This is a genomic window from Aeromicrobium sp. (assembly GCF_049587115.1).
Lineage (GTDB): Bacteria > Actinomycetota > Actinomycetes > Propionibacteriales > Nocardioidaceae > Aeromicrobium.
The window spans coordinates 19855-33953 of the sequence record NZ_JBAVDI010000085.1; the positions used below are offsets into that span (position 1 = coordinate 19855).

The window sequence follows — 14099 nt, forward strand, 5'->3', positions numbered from 1 at the left end:
ACTACGACTGGTCACGTGGTGCAGCGGAGCGCTCGCTTCACCAGGCTGCACGTGACGGACCGGGAGGCTCTTGTCGCCGGAATCTGACTGTCCGTCAGCGTGACGGTGTAGCTGCCCTTGGCCGTGTAGGTCGCGGACACGGGCGACCCGGTCCGCGTCGTGTTGTTGCCGAGGTTCCAGCTGAGTGTGCCGCTGCCGGTTCCCGCGAAGGTGCACTGGGCTCCGCTGCAGGATGCTGAGGTGATCGTCGCCGCAGGGCCGGCTCCCGAGATGGTCACCGGGCCTGCCGTCGTGGTCGATCCACACCCCACGCTGTTGCACGCACGAACGGCGTAGTAGTACGTGCCGGCCGGTCGCACGTCGTTGGCAGCAGTGGCGGTGCCGCTGTAGATCGGCGGGCTGGACGTAGAGACAGGAGTCGCGCCATCCCGAAAGACCTCGTACCCGGTCAAGGGCGATCCGCCGTCACCGACCGGCGGTGACCAGGACAACGAGACCGTCGATCCAGAAACCGCCGCAGTGAGGTTGCTGGGGGGCGGAGGCACGGTGGCGGTGCCCGACATGCGGCTAGCCACGCCAGCGCGGATCGACGGCAGGTCGGCGTACAGCCTTCCACCCGGACACGCGGTGGCCTCCCAGTCCCGGTGGCCCGAGATGGTGGGAACGTCCTTGATTGCTCCGCTGACCGGGTTCACGAAGTGAACCGTGCCCCCCGGGTCCAGCCCGTGCCGCGTGGAGAGCGTCGCCAGCAGGGACTCGAGGCCGGCCTTGGCTCCCGCAGGCGGCGTCGTGTCGCCCGAGCACGCGGACGTGGGCTCGAAGCAGCCCATGAGCGCGATCCCGAGATTGCCGGAGTTGTAGCCGGCGACATGGGCTCCCGTGACGGTGTAGTCGGTGCTCGGTTGGTGCGCGAAGTCCGATCCGGTTCCGCCGTCGGTCAGGCAGGAACGGCTGACGTGGCCCGAGCTTCGCCCCTCGTAGACCTTGCCGGTGCCGTCAAGCAGGTACTGGTAGCCGATGTCGGACCAGCCATTCGTCTGAACGTGATAGCTGTAGATCGCCCGCACGGTCGCCGAATAGTTCTGCGCGGGGTCGTTCGACCCTGCGGTGTGGTGCACGGTCAACGACTGGACGGGGTAGTAGGTCTGCGTGTCCCCCCTCGACCAGCCCGAGATCGACTCGTCGGCGCCCCAATCGGCCCGCGACATGCATGCCGCCGCCGAAGCGTTCGCGGAGTTGGCTGAACGCCGCCCCGTGACAACAGCCGGTCCGTCGGTGGTGTTGATGGCCGCTGCTCGCCAATGTGTTGCTCGGCCCGGCAGCCCTCTCACCTGGTAGGCGTCGGCCCCGTCGACGCTGATCAGGGCGCCGGTGAAGTGCCCCGACACCTGTGCGCCGTCCTGGCCCAACGATTCCCACCCGGTCCAATGACCCCGCACGCGGAACCGAGCTTGGCCGTACGGCGCAGGTCCATGGGAGTCGAGTCGGGCAGTCGGTGTCACGAGGTCCGCGACCACGCCGAAGTACTGCACAGGGAAGTCGACCGAGACCTGGGCGGACACCACCGGCCGGGTTTCGTTGAGGGCTCGGTGGCTCGTGACTGCGAAAGCCTGCGGCATCGGGTCAAGAATCACCGTTGCCCCCGCAGCCACAGCGCACATGACGAGGCGAGCCAACACGCGGCGTATTCGGCCCATGGCGCACAACCCATCGAGGATGTGACCAATCCTCACACGACGCCTCGTTCATTACTACGGCCCGCAGGCACCATCTTCAGCAATCCCGCAATCGCCGCTGCGCGGAGGGTTCAGCTGCCCTGTGGCCGCACCAGGCCGGATTCGTAGGCGAGCACCACCGCCTGCACCCGATCGCGGCCGCCCAGCTTCATCAGCACCCGGGCCACGTTCGTCTTCACGGTCTGCAGCGCCGCACTGAGGGATCAGCCGTGGCGAGGCAACGAGCCAACCATCAGTCCCGCCGCGTGAGTCGGCCTCGGATTCCGCCACCGGGAGTCACCTCGGCTTCACCGGAGATCGCGGCTCGCAGGCTCGGACTTGCCTGCAGGACGACGATGTCGGCAGGCATCTCGATCTCGGCTGCGTCCAGCGCGGCTTTGACCGTGCGGATCGCCGAGTCCATGGCGACCGCGACGTCATGCTGTTCCGGGCTGCACCAGAAGCGTGCCTCGATGTCGACGGTGGATACCCCCAGCTGCGTGACGAAGGCTTCCGGTTGCGGGCTGCCGTCCATACGAGCGACGTCTTGGGCAAGCGCGGCCTGAATGATCCGGCACGCCTCGCCGGCGTCGTTCTCATAGGCAACTCCAACCACGAAAGCCACTCGGCGGCTGGAGAAGTGCGTGCGCACCGTGATGACCGACTTGTAGACGTCGCGGTTGGGGATCAGCACCAGCTGTCCGTCAAAGGTCCGCAGCCGTGTCTCGCGAATCGTGATCGATTGCACCGTGCCGGAGATCTCGCCGACGGTGATCTGGTCCCCAGAGCGAAATGGCTGACGCAGGATCAGCAGCAGACCCGACAGCAGGTTCTCCAGGATGTCCTGGAAGGCAAAGCCCGCTGCCACCGAGAAGAAGCCGAGTCCAGCCAGGATGTCCACGGGTTTGACCGACGGAAAGACCGCCACGATCGCGGCCATGATGGCCAACGAGAGCAGGATCCATCCAGCGAGCTTGCTCATCACCGCCGCGAAGCTCGGAGTCCGTCGGCCTTCGAGAAGGTGGCGAAGGAACCAACGTAGGCCTCTCGAGAGCGCATATCCGACGACGACGATGGCGACCGGGGTCAGCACCCGAGGGGCGGCGTCGGCGAGCACGTCAAGGAGGTCGGAGCCCTTGGATCCCATAGGCCGAAGATTAGCCGAGAACGGCGGCCGAGGAATCACTTGAGTCAACGTTGCGGCCGGGCGGGAGCCGGCACGATCTCCCCCGGACCGGTCCAGATCCGACGCTCCGATGCCGCCAGATCCGCGCTCACTCCACGCTCGACCCGAGACACATGTCGCGCGGATGTGGTGACCGGTATCTCGGCCCAATACGGGGTTGCCCCCGTTGCAAGCAGCCGGTCGACCAGGTCGGCGTCCTCGTGGGTCGTAAGGGCGCGGAACCCGCCCGCCTTCAGGTAGGCGTCGCCGCGAAATCCGAGATTTGCGCCATGCACGTGACCGTGCTCGCGGCCGGTGGATCGACGGGCGTATTCAGAGCACCAGGTCGGGTGTCTCGCTGCGTCGCCAGGCGCCAGCTCGATAATGCCGAGGAACACGTCCACTCCCCGGGCCGCGGCGGCAAGCTGAGCCGGCAACCAAGCCTCGGGAACGGCGCTGTCCGCATCGGTCGTCGCAATCCAGAGCCGTTGTGGAACGGCATTTGCCAGTGCCCAGCCGCACCCGGCCGCTCGCGCCGCTCCGACATTTGCGACATCGTCCACGATGATCCGCGCACCTGCCTGGCGGGCGCGGGCGGCGGTGCGGTCGCTACACCCGTTGGCCACGACCACCATGTCGGCGGCCACCTCCTCGGGGAGCCGGGCGATGGAGGCCGCCACCGCGACGACGCAGGCCTCCACCAGCTCCTCCTCATCGCACGCGGGAATCACCACCACCACGTGGTTGATCGGTTGCTCAAGCATGGGTGAGCACTTCGAGTCGGAAGTCATCTTCGACATGCTCGACGAGGCGGACGAGATCAGCCCCGGTTCTCATCTCGGCATGCGCTTCGTCTCCCGTGCAGGTTGCCACCTCGAACGGCCGCCTCCAGTGCACCAGCACGAGATGCCCGTCCGGAGCCAGGCTGCGGACCGCGCTGGCCCTGACGTCGACGCGATCAGCAGCGGAGAGGTAGTAGAGCAGCTCCGAGAGCACGATCAGGTCGAATGTCTCGGTCGGCCATTCCTGCGGCACCCGGCCCTGGCGAAAGGTCACGTTCCTGTCCGGTATCGACGCCCGGGCGATCTCGAGCGGCCGACCCACAGGATCGGATGCCAGCAGGGCGTCGCACCGGCGGGCCAGCATGCCGGTGAGCACTCCTATTGAGCAGCCAGGCTCGAAGGCGCGGGCGTAGCGCCGCTTCGGAAGGCTGGCGAGGGTGATGTCAAACTTGCGGCGCTCGTACTCACGCTCGGCGAGCTGCCATGGATCGTCGTGCTCGGCGTAGAGCTGTTCGAAATAGTTGGCTGACGTCACACGATCACCGCCTCGGGAGCATCGCAGGCGTGGGCCAGCATTCGCTCGTCGAGCACGGCGGAGTCAGCGGTGTGCGGGCTGAGGGCCCGAACCTGCGTGGCGAACGCATCGATCGCCTGACGCTTCCGCTCGCGCGCGGCGGAGGTGCTGGCCAATCGTCGGATGGACGCCACCCACCACTGGTCTGCCGGCCGGGTCCACGACCAGGTCCAGATGGGAAGCTGCCACAGCGTCGTCGTCGCGGGACACACCTCGACGGCTACCTGACCGAGCGCATCGTGATCGGGATGTCCATCGTGCGCGAACGGCGCGAGGACGAGGGACGCGCTTTCGATCAGCGGACGGAGCAGTTCGCGCAGCTCGACCCGGCGCCGATCGAGCTCGCCGTCCGGGAGGCTGAGGCGGCGCACGTCCGGCTCGTCGAAGCCCAGACGATCGAGCGCGTCCAGCAGCTCGAGCGGCCGTCGCGCACGGAGTTCGTCAGACGTGATGGTGGGGCTCCCGGGATGGGACGCCTCGCCGTCCGTGGCGGTCACGAACACCACCTCACGGTCGGTCTGGGTGGACAACCACCCGCCAGCGGCCAAAACTTCGTCATCGGGGTGAGCGGACAGCACGACGATCTTGCCGCCGGGATCCAGCGGCGCGGCTGTCGGCACGCCTTCCAGGAGTGCGCTCCACGAATCACTCATCGGAGTCTGTCGATCCAAGCCGAGCCAAGTCGCGCTCGGCGTGATGCTGCCGGACGAAGACCTCAAGATCGGCGACGTGCTCGGCGTGCTCGGCATCGAAGGCGAGCGGGGCGGGACCCAGTGCACGCCCGACGTGGGAGACCACCAGCTCGACGACATGCGCAGCATGTGCTCGAAGGGACTGGGCGAGGCGCTCTGCCTCCGGAACACTGACCGGTCGGCGGTCCACCATGCTCGCTGCTGCTTCGAAGGCCAGGTCGGACACATCCAGCGCAGACCGAACGGCTCCGAGGTGGGCGCGACCGTGTGGATCCAAACGGCCTGACGCGTTCTCCAACGTCTGGGCCACCCTCCTCGCACCGCCCAGCCAACAAGCCGCTATGCCGATTCCTCCGAGCCAGAATCCAGGCCGGTCGACGTACGCTCCGGCGCTGCCGACCGGGATGGCCGGAACTTCGGCGAAGGACAGAGTCCGCGTGTTGGCCCGACTCATGCCGGCCCCGGTCCAGGCTGGCCCGTCTCCCTCCTCGATGCCGACGGCACCACGCTCGATCGCGAACAGTCGACTTCCTGCTGGGGTCTCAGCAGTCACCAATGCGTGGGAGACCAGACTCGCACCCGAGCAGAATGCCTTGGTGCCAGAAAGCTCCCAGCCCGCCGCCGTCTCAATTCCGGTCAGCACCGCGAACGGCGGCTCCGCCGCCCACACGGCCCACACTCCCCCTCCGTCCAGGCCTTGAACATCCAGCTCGGACAGGATCGCCATCGCATCGTGGTGCGGTTCGACCAGCTTGACCAGCGGTAGATCATCGCTGGCGAGCGCCACCAGAAGGCTCCAACGGCCAGCGGTGTCCCCCGCTCCGGGGACTGGCCAAGCATCGCGGGTGTGGGTCATCAGGTCGGAAACGGTGAGGGAAGCTCGTCCGACCAAACCAGGCACTGCGCCTCCAATCACGGTTTCAACCGGAGCCCTTCGTCCGGAATGTCAGTCTTCCACTGGCGCGTGTCCACGCAACATCTCCATCGACACGTCCCTCGGGGTTCATGTGACTGCTGTCAAAGTCTCGTTTTCTCGTCAAGACCGAGGACCAGTGGGCCCAGACCGTCGACCGCTCTGACGCGTCGATTCGACCAACCAGATTTTCAGGAATTCTTCAGTTTGCTCACTTGAAAGCGATGCCAGATCGAATTATATGTAAAGCAAGATGAGTCGATGGGGCTCACTCAGTGAAAGGAGATCTAACCATGAACGCAATGACTTTTGATCCTTTCGGCGACCTCGATCGCTTCAGAGGCGTCCTTCGTACAGGCGCCCAAGCGGTGCCGGTGGACCTCGTCAGAGATGGCGACAGGTACATGCTGAATGCCGACCTTCCCGGCGTCGATCCAGGTTCGATTGACATCGACCTCGATGGGAACTTGCTGACGATTCGCGCCGAGCGCACCGAATCGATGCACGCTCAAGCGAAGTGGATCGTCCAGGAGCGTCGCGGCGGCAGCTACTTCCGTCAGTTCACGCTCGGTGACGGCATCGACACCGAATCCATCTCAGCGAACTACGACAACGGCGTTCTCTCGCTGCTGATCCCCATCAGTGAGAAGGCGAAGCCGCGAAAGATTCAGGTAGCGGATTCCAACGAGCAGACGTCGCTCAGCGTCTGACAAGCGCCGCGTGACGTACAGCGGCGCGAATGGATCGCAGAGCCGCCCGGCTCTGCAGGATCCGTGAGGATGCCGGGCGGGCTGCTGGCTTACGCAGACGGCCGCCCGCCCCGCATCTTCTCGTCACCCTGGCTGACTGGGTGAAGAGACCGGGAGACTGGACAATCGCGGATTGCCGCTTGAATGGTCAGCGAGGGCCACCATCTATGCCCTCTGCTGACAAACGGCCTCATGCGAACCCGTGGGTCGCCCATACAAAGCTCGGCAGCGGATTGACGCTCGCGGATGACACCTGCTTCACCAGCAACCTACGTAGTGGCCTGGAAGATCACGGATCTCTTCGGGTTACACGGAGACCTCGCGACGCGACTCAGAGTGTCGGAACCGCTCGGGATCGTGGCCGACTGCACATTGCCGGCTCGTGGCAGCAGATCGAGTCCATACCGCAGACCCGAGCCCAAATTTGGGACATGTGCACCATGCGCCGCACCTGGCTTTCGGTCGACGGTGGAGTTATGACTGATGCAAGGACCTTCACTCGAAGCTCCCCTGTGACAACGCCTCCGCTCTCGCGGGCCACGCAACTCACCGTGGCCCTGAGCTTGATCCTCGGATCCGCACTGATCGCGGTTCCGCAGTACGTCGAATACTTCCGCGCGGGTGATCTCGAGCGAAAACAGCAAATCGCCCGGGGGCCTTGCCCACCGCCAGTAGTACCGGGAAAGCTGTGTCACGGACCACGAGAACTACCTCATCCAGGTCGAGCAGGTCCAGCATCTCCCAAGCCTTGCGGCCTGGCCGCGCAGCGATAGGTCGGCGTCCGGTCGCATCGACAACCGGTGCGCACCCACCGGGAGGACGGGCCTGACCACGCGCAGCTCGTTATCGAGATGCGGCAGCACGAGGTCCCAGATCAAAAGCCCGTGACACAGCACGACCGTGCGGCCGGAACCACCTGTGTCGTCGTACTCGGTGGTGCCGCCGAGCAGCTCGACCTGCCGCAGGCTCATAGTCTGTCCCCTCGTGGAGTCGCGCCCTGGCTTGGGCGAGCCGCGAGCCCGGTCCCTTCGGCGCCCGACTGCCGCCTCAACACCAGGCGCGAGGTGCGTTACACCTCAGCATCGCCCCACGCTGGCGGCGTCAAAGTCTCCGGGCGTGGCGAAGTATCGTGCCCGCGGGTAGTAGGACTTCATGGTCGACGGCTCGTCCCCGTACGTCGCCTTCTGGACCGACTGGTTGAAGTCCTGGCGCGCCAGCATGTTGCGGATCAGGACTATGCCCTCTGGGTTCGGGCCCCAAGACAGCCAGTTGACCCCGCAGCTACGGACTGCATCCTGCGGGCGATCGGCTGCTCGACTGATCACGAACGTCACATTCCCATTCTTGCTCCTCACCACTTGGTCGTCGGCCTTGCAGGCGACGAACCGCTGGGTGAAGAATTCCTCTTGGCAGAACGACCAGTAGCGAACCTGGGTCTGTTTCGGCATCCGCGTCTGGCCTTGACGCGTTCGCGGTGTCTCGGGCGCCTTGAAGGTGACTTTGAGTACCTTGCCGTATTTCAGATTGGTGATCCCGGCAACGTAGGAGTTGTGCACGTTCGAAAGGAATCCACCTGAGCCACCAAGAGCGGCAACCGGATCGAGCGGACCGCGCAACGTTCCGAGGTACGGGTTCGTCGTGAGGAAGTCCACGAACGCCGTTGGCAAGTTGACGAACTTGCGGAACGGAACCGATGGCAGGCCCCACGGTTGCACAGAATCCAGAGCTGGGACCCCAGAGGAGTCGGCGATGATCTCGTTGAGCAACTCAGAACCCGGCCGGCTCGCCTTATCGCACACCGAAGCTGACACGGGCTTGCCTGAACCGTCCTGCTCCAAGGTGACGGTGGGCAATGCCACCCCGCCCATTTCTCCAGTCTTTTCGTCGGGAACGTAGATCCGGTAGATGATCCCGTAGCCCACAGCGTTCGTTGCCTTGTCCCGACCAGCGTCCGTGTAGATGGTGTTGGGTGCGGGCTTCGACGGTGAGGCGGTGTGCTCGACGAAGACTGTGTATCGACGCTCGGCCACCTTTCGGTGCGCGCGAGGTGCGAACGGATTGGATGAACCCCGGTCTGGCCTGATATCGACGTCGGCCAAGGCCGCGAAGGGCCGCAATGCCGGGTCGTACGCATTGAACGACATGTACCGCGCGTGCGGGTACTGACCGGAGATGCGCACGCGCGTGCCGGGGATCGCGGGGATCTCGACTCCCCAGTAGGTTGCGGACTCGTCGGGGAACGCGACGTTGACCGTCCCCGGATCCGATTTCTCCAACGCGAGAACGCAGGTGAGGTCGGCCCCAGTGGCGGCTTGCGAAGCGAGCCCGCCTGGCACGATGAGGCTTGCCACGGCAGCGATCAGGCCAACGAGGAGTCCCACTGCGGCGCGGCGCACCCCGCGAAACGGATGCGTTGGTCGCTCGCTCATCGTGATCGCCATGTTTGCTCAACGAGCGGTTTGAAACAGTGTTATGGATCGGGTTTTATCGCATCTCCTGGTGAGGGCTTTTAGACGCGGACTTGATTCTGCTGGAGCAGCAAGCGCGTCGGACGCACACTCGAGACCGAGAGGATGCAGCCCCAAGGCCCTGGGTCTGAGAACGAGAAACCGGGATTCCAACCTGCACCGAATTCCGCTGAACTGGGTGCAGTTCGCGGAATTGCCCCTCCGTGCCTGCAATGCCAGCGCTACAGCTCTCGAGCCGCGAGCGCTTCCATGGTGAAGGCGCTCATCACTGCCGCAGTTCGATTGGTGACGCCGAGACGGTCGAAGATGTTTTCGATGTGCTTGCGTACGGTCGCCGGGGAGAGGAAGAGCGTCTCCGCGATCTGGGTGGTCGACCGGCCTGCGGCGACGAGCCGGAGCAGTTCCGTCTGGCGCGGAGTCAAGGCTCCACTGGTGGCTTCTGCGATTGCGGACGACCTCACTCGGGCGTGGAGCTCCGCGAGGTGCGGCCGCAGCAACGCCATCACCATGCGGTCCCGTTCAGTGAAATCGGACCCGCCGAGCCGGAAGAACACGACGCGGCGAGATCGCGTCCCCATCGTCGGCAGACAGCACATCAGCTCGTGCTGGAATCGGTTGTCGGCGAACGCATCGGTGTACATCGGGGTCGCCTGCCACTCCCGCTGGCTGTAGAAGTCACTGAGCATCGTCACGGAGCGGTCGTCTCCGGTGCGGGTCGGGTACGAGCAGCACGCGGTCGTCCAGTAGTGCTGCCAGAACGGCTCCGTTCCGTCGCTGACGGTGCGTGCCGTTGTTACCAGCCTCCCGTCGCTTTCCTGGTCGATGTCCGGCGCGGTGTGCGCGACGTCGAGGTCCAGGAACGACACAAGATCGCAGCGGACGAGCTCGGCGAGACCGAGGAGCATGGCGTTCGGGAGGCCGACCTCGTCCAGCGGTGCGGAGTGCTCGAGCGCAAGCAGCTCGCTCATCCGGGTCAGGTCTTCGGACTCAAGAGTGCTGGTCATGGTGCCACCACCTTCATTCGCACTCAATCGTACGGCGGATTTGACCCGTTGTGTCTGCCAGACCGCAAGATACGGCACCTGACGTATGGCTCGGAAGCGACCGCAAACCCAGGCTGGTGGTACTCCCGAGCACCGGGCTCGGACCGTATGAGGAGGCTCTCATGTTCGTTACGAAGGCCGTTCGAGCTGTCGCAATTCCAGTCATTCCGAACGCAGTCATGCGAATCGCGGCGCGAGGCGCACTCGCGATTGCTGTGATCGTCGTATCAGCCGCCGGACCCGCAGACGCTAGGCAGGACCCCGGCAGCCTCAATCCCAGCGCGAGCGCCATTCAACCGACACGTCACTGTCCGCTGACACGGGTGGGGACCCAGTTCACGCGGTGCGATGACCTGACCGGCGCCGGAGTGCCAGCACCCTCATGGGTGTCGGAGAGCTGAGCATCCCAAGCAATGCTGGCCGTCCAACTCAGGGCACGACATCCAGACGCTGTGCCGAGGTGCAGTGCAGACTAACGACATGCAGCTCGCTGAAGCTCCCATTCGCCTGGCGCGGCCCAGCCGGGACCTCGACGCGGCTCACCGGTTCTGGGTTCAGGGACTCGGGCTGCAGGTTCTGTGGCAGTCGGGTGCCGACACCGAAGGCGGGCATGCCCTGCTGATGGTGGGCGCGCCTGGTGCTGCCTGGCATCTCGAACTTGTCGATGACCCTCTCGCCCAGGACGAGAGCCGGCCGGGCCCTGAGGACCTGCTCGTGCTCTACCTCGGAGCCCAGTTCTCACCACTGCTCATCGACCGCCTGGTCGAACACGGCGGCAAACGGGTCACGTCGCGCAATCCGTACTGGGAACGCTGGGGCGCAACCATCGTCGACCCAGACGGATACCTGCTGGTACTCAGCCACCGCACTTGGGACTGACGCTCGTCACCGACACGGCCGGCTTCACTGGCAAAAGTCGTCAAAGCGCGGGACCTGCAGGCGGCCACTACGTTTAGCGGCATGCCACCGCCTGTAACCGATCTTCACGGGACCTCGCTGCCAGTGGGATCCTCCGGCTGGATCCAAGTTCGCGGAGCGCGTGAACACAACTTGCGCGACGTTGACGTGGATCTTCCCCGTGATTGTTTCGTCGTGTTCACCGGCGTATCGGGGTCCGGGAAGTCCTCGTTGGCGTTCGGCACGGTTTTCGCCGAGTCGCAGCGACGCTACTTCGAGTCGGTGGCACCGTACGCCCGTCGACTGTTGTCACAGGTCGGCGCGCCAGCGATCGACACCATCGAGGGACTGCCCCCGGCCGTCGCACTCCAGCAAGCACGTGGCGCTGCGAGCTCGCGGTCCACCCTCGGCACCTTGAGCTCACTGTCGGACGTCCTTCGACTGCTCTTCAGCCGCGCCGGAACGTATCCCGCCGGGGCCGAACATCTTCCCGCCGCGGCATTTTCAGCCAACACCGCAGTCGGCGCCTGTCCCACATGCCACGGAAGCGGAGTGGCGCGCAGCACCACCGAGTCACTGTTGGTGCCGGACCCGACCCTGTCGATCGACGACGGGGCGATCGGGGTTTGGGCGAACAAGGCGTGGGTGGGATTGAACGTACGGCGAATGGTCACCAAGCTCGGCATCGACATCCACGCGCCGTGGCACACGCTGCCGCAAGCAGATCGAGACTGGTTGCTGTTCACGGACGAGGAACCCCGCATGCTCCTCCAGGGCAACAAGCAGGGCGAGGCGAGTGCGTACCACGGTCACTGGTCGTCAGCCGAGAAGTACCTCCTCCGCAATCTGGCCAAGACGCAGTCGACGACGCAGCGCGAGAAGCTAGAGGCCTTCATCGCCGACGGCTCCTGCCCAACCTGCGGCGGCAAACGTCTGCGCCCGGCGGCCCTCGCGGTCACCTTCTCGGGGGTGGACATCGCCACCATGGCAGCGATGCCGCTCTCGGAGGTGTGCGCTCTGCTCGACTCCGGACTCGAGGAGCAGGCGCGGGGCACCGATCGCCACGGCGCCGCCGCGTCGTCGGCCGCTCGGTCTCTGGTCAAGGACTTCGGCGCACGCGTCGAAGCGATCATCGGCCTGGGTCTGGGCTACCTCTCGATGGACCGCAGCAGCACCGCCCTCTCCCCCGGCGAGCTGCAACGCGTACGCCTTGCGGGCCAGCTGCGCGCCGGACTGTTCGGCGTTCTCTATGTGCTGGACGAGCCTTCGGCGGGCCTGCACCCGGCAGACTCCGAGGCGCTCTATGCGGCACTGCGCGAACTGGTCGCCGCCGGCAACTCACTCTTCGTCGTCGAGCACGACCTGTCCATTGCCCGAAACGCTGACTGGGTCGTCGATGTCGGGCCCAGTGCAGGCGTGCTTGGTGGTCGCGTTGTACACAGCGGGCCCCCTGGTGGGTTGGCCAACGTCAAGGACTCGGCGACCGCCGAATTCATGTTCGGCCGCACCACCGCTCCCACTTTGGCGGCTCGAGAGCCGACCGACTGGATATCGCTCGACCACTTGTCCTTGCACAACGTGAGAGACGTCAGCGTCCGGTTACCGGTCGGCTGCATGACCGCCATCACCGGCGTATCAGGATCTGGCAAGTCCTCGTTGCTGACTGCGATCATCGAGCGCCTCGAAGCCGCTGACAAAGAGACCGTCGACCCTCGACGCCTCATCTCGATCGATCAGCGCCCAATCGGACGCTCCCCTCGCTCGAACCTCGCCACCTATACAGGCCTGTTCGACACGGTACGACGCATCTTCGCCAACACGCCCGATGCAGTCGATCGCGGATGGTCGGCAGGTCGCTTCTCCTTCAACGTCGACGCGGGTCGCTGCCCGACCTGCGAGGGAGAGGGATTCATCGCGATCGAGCTGGTCTTCCTGCCGACCAGCTACTCGATGTGTCCCACATGCCACGGTTCTCGTTACAACCCCGAGACGCTCGAGGTCCACTACCGGGAACGGAACATCGGTCAGGTGCTCGCGATGACCGTGCAGGAGGCGGCGACCTTCTTCGCAGATGTACCCTCGGCGCACCGATCACTTACCACGCTTTTGGACGTCGGACTTGGCTACCTCACTCTCGGGCAGCCTGCAACAGAGTTGTCAGGCGGCGAGGCTCAACGCATCAAGCTCGCGACCGAGCTCCAGCGCACGCGTCGCGAGCACACCATGTTTTTCTTGGACGAACCCACCGGCGGCCTTCATCCGGTCAACGTCCGCGACCTCGTACGAGTGCTGGGCCGCCTCACCGATGCCGGTGACACCGTGGTGATCGTCGAGCACGACATGCAGTTCATCGCGGCCGCGGACCGGGTGATCGAGCTGGGACCCGGCGGCGGTGACCGTGGAGGCACCGTTGTGGCCGAGGTCAGCCCGTCCAAGCTGCTGGACGTGGAAGACAGCATCACGGCCCCCTACCTAAAACGATTTCTCGCACGTTGAAACCAGATGGCCACCTGTGCGATCCGTTCTACAACGGTCCACTGCGAGCCAGAGCCACTTCATCCCGGGCCTTGTGGCTCTACTCGCCGAGATGATCGAGCTCGTTCAGCGCTTCGCGCGCGCGACGGAGCCGCGTTGGCTCGTCGACCTCCCACCACTTCGGACCGCGTTCACCCAGACCGTGCTTGGCGAGATCGACCCGGCGTCGCGCTGACTTGACTGCGGCCGCGTCCTCCCGCCTCTTCGCCGCACGAACGCCGGATCGGCCTCTGCCTAGATGAGACTTGAGCGCCTCGACCAGGTCTGACGGGAGGATTGGATCGGTGCGCCGCCAGCGGCGGTTCTTGACGACCATCCACCGCTCAGAGTCGTCCGCTTCGTCAGGAGGTTCGGGCATGCAGGCATCAGACAACGGCATCGGTCCGGCCGCAAGTGGACGCGTGGGTGAAGACTCAACCTGTGGTCAGCACCCACGTCAAAGGCCCGGACCTCACGGTCCGGGCCTTCATTTGGTAGTGCTCGCCTCTGTTAATCGCAACACCCTAATATCGGTTAATTCGCCTTCCGCTCGCTCTTCAGAGTCCGGGCCACGGAAACAACGAACG

Annotated in this window: 13 protein-coding genes; 3 read left to right on the forward strand and 10 right to left on the reverse strand. The window is 65.1% G+C overall.

Annotation, left to right across the window (positions count from 1 at the left end; genetic code table 11):
* Nucleotides 1–11: 11 nt before the first annotated feature.
* The 6 genes from WB461_RS08710 to WB461_RS08735 all read right to left on the reverse strand — a co-directional run bounded on the left by WB461_RS08710 (nucleotide 12) and on the right by WB461_RS08735 (nucleotide 5784).
* A complete protein-coding gene (locus WB461_RS08710) occupies nucleotides 12–1733 on the reverse strand; it encodes an N-acetylmuramoyl-L-alanine amidase (RefSeq protein WP_423852339.1) in 1722 nt (573 codons plus the stop codon).
* A 235-nt stretch (nucleotides 1734–1968) separates the two neighbouring features.
* Nucleotides 1969–2862 (reverse strand): mechanosensitive ion channel family protein, encoded by an 894-nt coding sequence (locus tag WB461_RS08715; RefSeq protein ID WP_423852340.1) that lies wholly within the window; start codon nucleotides 2860–2862, stop codon nucleotides 1969–1971.
* 44 nt (nucleotides 2863–2906) lie between these two features.
* A complete protein-coding gene (locus WB461_RS08720) occupies nucleotides 2907–3671 on the reverse strand; it encodes a glycosyltransferase (protein ID WP_423852341.1) in 765 nt (254 codons plus the stop codon).
* A complete protein-coding gene (locus tag WB461_RS08725) occupies nucleotides 3637–4197 on the reverse strand; it encodes a class I SAM-dependent methyltransferase (protein WP_423852342.1) in 561 nt (186 codons plus the stop codon). The genes WB461_RS08720 and WB461_RS08725 overlap by 35 nt, the downstream gene beginning before the upstream one ends.
* Nucleotides 4194–4889 carry a PIG-L deacetylase family protein gene (locus WB461_RS08730; RefSeq protein ID WP_423852343.1) on the reverse strand — a complete coding sequence of 232 codons (696 nt, stop codon included), beginning with the start codon at nucleotides 4887–4889 and terminating at the stop codon, nucleotides 4194–4196. Before WB461_RS08730 ends, WB461_RS08725 begins: the two co-directional genes overlap by 4 nt.
* Nucleotides 4882–5784, reverse strand: a complete 903-nt coding sequence (locus WB461_RS08735; RefSeq protein ID WP_423852344.1) for an acyl-CoA dehydrogenase — start codon at nucleotides 5782–5784, stop codon at nucleotides 4882–4884. Before WB461_RS08735 ends, WB461_RS08730 begins: the two co-directional genes overlap by 8 nt.
* Before the next feature lie 350 nt (nucleotides 5785–6134).
* Here WB461_RS08735 and WB461_RS08740 point away from each other — a divergent pair, with 350 nt between their 5' ends.
* Nucleotides 6135–6551 (forward strand): Hsp20/alpha crystallin family protein, encoded by a 417-nt coding sequence (locus WB461_RS08740; RefSeq protein WP_423852345.1) that lies wholly within the window; start codon nucleotides 6135–6137, stop codon nucleotides 6549–6551.
* Between the two features lie 746 nt (nucleotides 6552–7297).
* Here the strand turns inward: WB461_RS08740 and WB461_RS08745 are convergent.
* The 3 genes from WB461_RS08745 to WB461_RS08755 all read right to left on the reverse strand — a co-directional run bounded on the left by WB461_RS08745 (nucleotide 7298) and on the right by WB461_RS08755 (nucleotide 10062).
* Nucleotides 7298–7561: an alpha/beta fold hydrolase gene (locus tag WB461_RS08745; protein ID WP_423852346.1), complete on the reverse strand. Its 264-nt coding sequence runs from the start codon at nucleotides 7559–7561 to the stop codon at nucleotides 7298–7300.
* A gap of 105 nt (nucleotides 7562–7666) precedes the next feature.
* Entirely contained in the window at nucleotides 7667–9019 is a 1353-nt protein-coding gene (locus tag WB461_RS08750; protein ID WP_423852347.1) for a hypothetical protein, read from the reverse strand.
* Nucleotides 9020–9279: 260 nt separating this feature from the next.
* On the reverse strand, nucleotides 9280–10062 hold the full coding sequence (locus WB461_RS08755) for a response regulator transcription factor (RefSeq protein WP_423852348.1): 783 nt from the start codon (nucleotides 10060–10062) through the stop codon (nucleotides 9280–9282).
* A 519-nt stretch (nucleotides 10063–10581) separates the two neighbouring features.
* Between WB461_RS08755 and WB461_RS08760 the strand changes: the two genes are divergently transcribed.
* Entirely contained in the window at nucleotides 10582–10980 is a 399-nt protein-coding gene (locus WB461_RS08760) for a VOC family protein (RefSeq protein ID WP_423852349.1), read from the forward strand.
* 186 nt (nucleotides 10981–11166) lie between these two features.
* Nucleotides 11167–13494 (forward strand): ATP-binding cassette domain-containing protein, encoded by a 2328-nt coding sequence (locus tag WB461_RS08765; protein ID WP_423852350.1) that lies wholly within the window; start codon nucleotides 11167–11169, stop codon nucleotides 13492–13494.
* 79 nt (nucleotides 13495–13573) lie between these two features.
* On the opposite strand, the gene WB461_RS08770 is transcribed toward WB461_RS08765, so the two are convergent.
* On the reverse strand, nucleotides 13574–13891 hold the full coding sequence (locus tag WB461_RS08770) for a hypothetical protein (RefSeq protein WP_423852351.1): 318 nt from the start codon (nucleotides 13889–13891) through the stop codon (nucleotides 13574–13576).
* Nucleotides 13892–14099: the final 208 nt, after the last annotated feature.

What these genes read in the sequence shown, in the direction of transcription:
- WB461_RS08715 (WP_423852340.1), bottom strand. Translation starts at nt 2,862, where the DNA reads ATGGGATCCAAGGGCTCCGACCTCCTTGACGTGCTCGCCGACGCCGCC.
- WB461_RS08740 (WP_423852345.1), top strand. Translation starts at nt 6,135, where the DNA reads ATGAACGCAATGACTTTTGATCCTTTCGGCGACCTCGATCGCTTCAGA.
- WB461_RS08755 (WP_423852348.1), bottom strand. Translation starts at nt 10,062, where the DNA reads ATGACCAGCACTCTTGAGTCCGAAGACCTGACCCGGATGAGCGAGCTG.
- WB461_RS08760 (WP_423852349.1), top strand. Translation starts at nt 10,582, where the DNA reads ATGCAGCTCGCTGAAGCTCCCATTCGCCTGGCGCGGCCCAGCCGGGAC.
- WB461_RS08720 (WP_423852341.1), bottom strand. Translation starts at nt 3,671, where the DNA reads ATGACTTCCGACTCGAAGTGCTCACCCATGCTTGAGCAACCGATCAAC.
- WB461_RS08735 (WP_423852344.1), bottom strand. Translation starts at nt 5,784, where the DNA reads ATGACCCACACCCGCGATGCTTGGCCAGTCCCCGGAGCGGGGGACACC.
- WB461_RS08730 (WP_423852343.1), bottom strand. Translation starts at nt 4,889, where the DNA reads ATGAGTGATTCGTGGAGCGCACTCCTGGAAGGCGTGCCGACAGCCGCG.
- WB461_RS08770 (WP_423852351.1), bottom strand. Translation starts at nt 13,891, where the DNA reads ATGCCCGAACCTCCTGACGAAGCGGACGACTCTGAGCGGTGGATGGTC.
- WB461_RS08750 (WP_423852347.1), bottom strand. Translation starts at nt 9,019, where the DNA reads ATGAGCGAGCGACCAACGCATCCGTTTCGCGGGGTGCGCCGCGCCGCA.
- WB461_RS08745 (WP_423852346.1), bottom strand. Translation starts at nt 7,561, where the DNA reads ATGAGCCTGCGGCAGGTCGAGCTGCTCGGCGGCACCACCGAGTACGAC.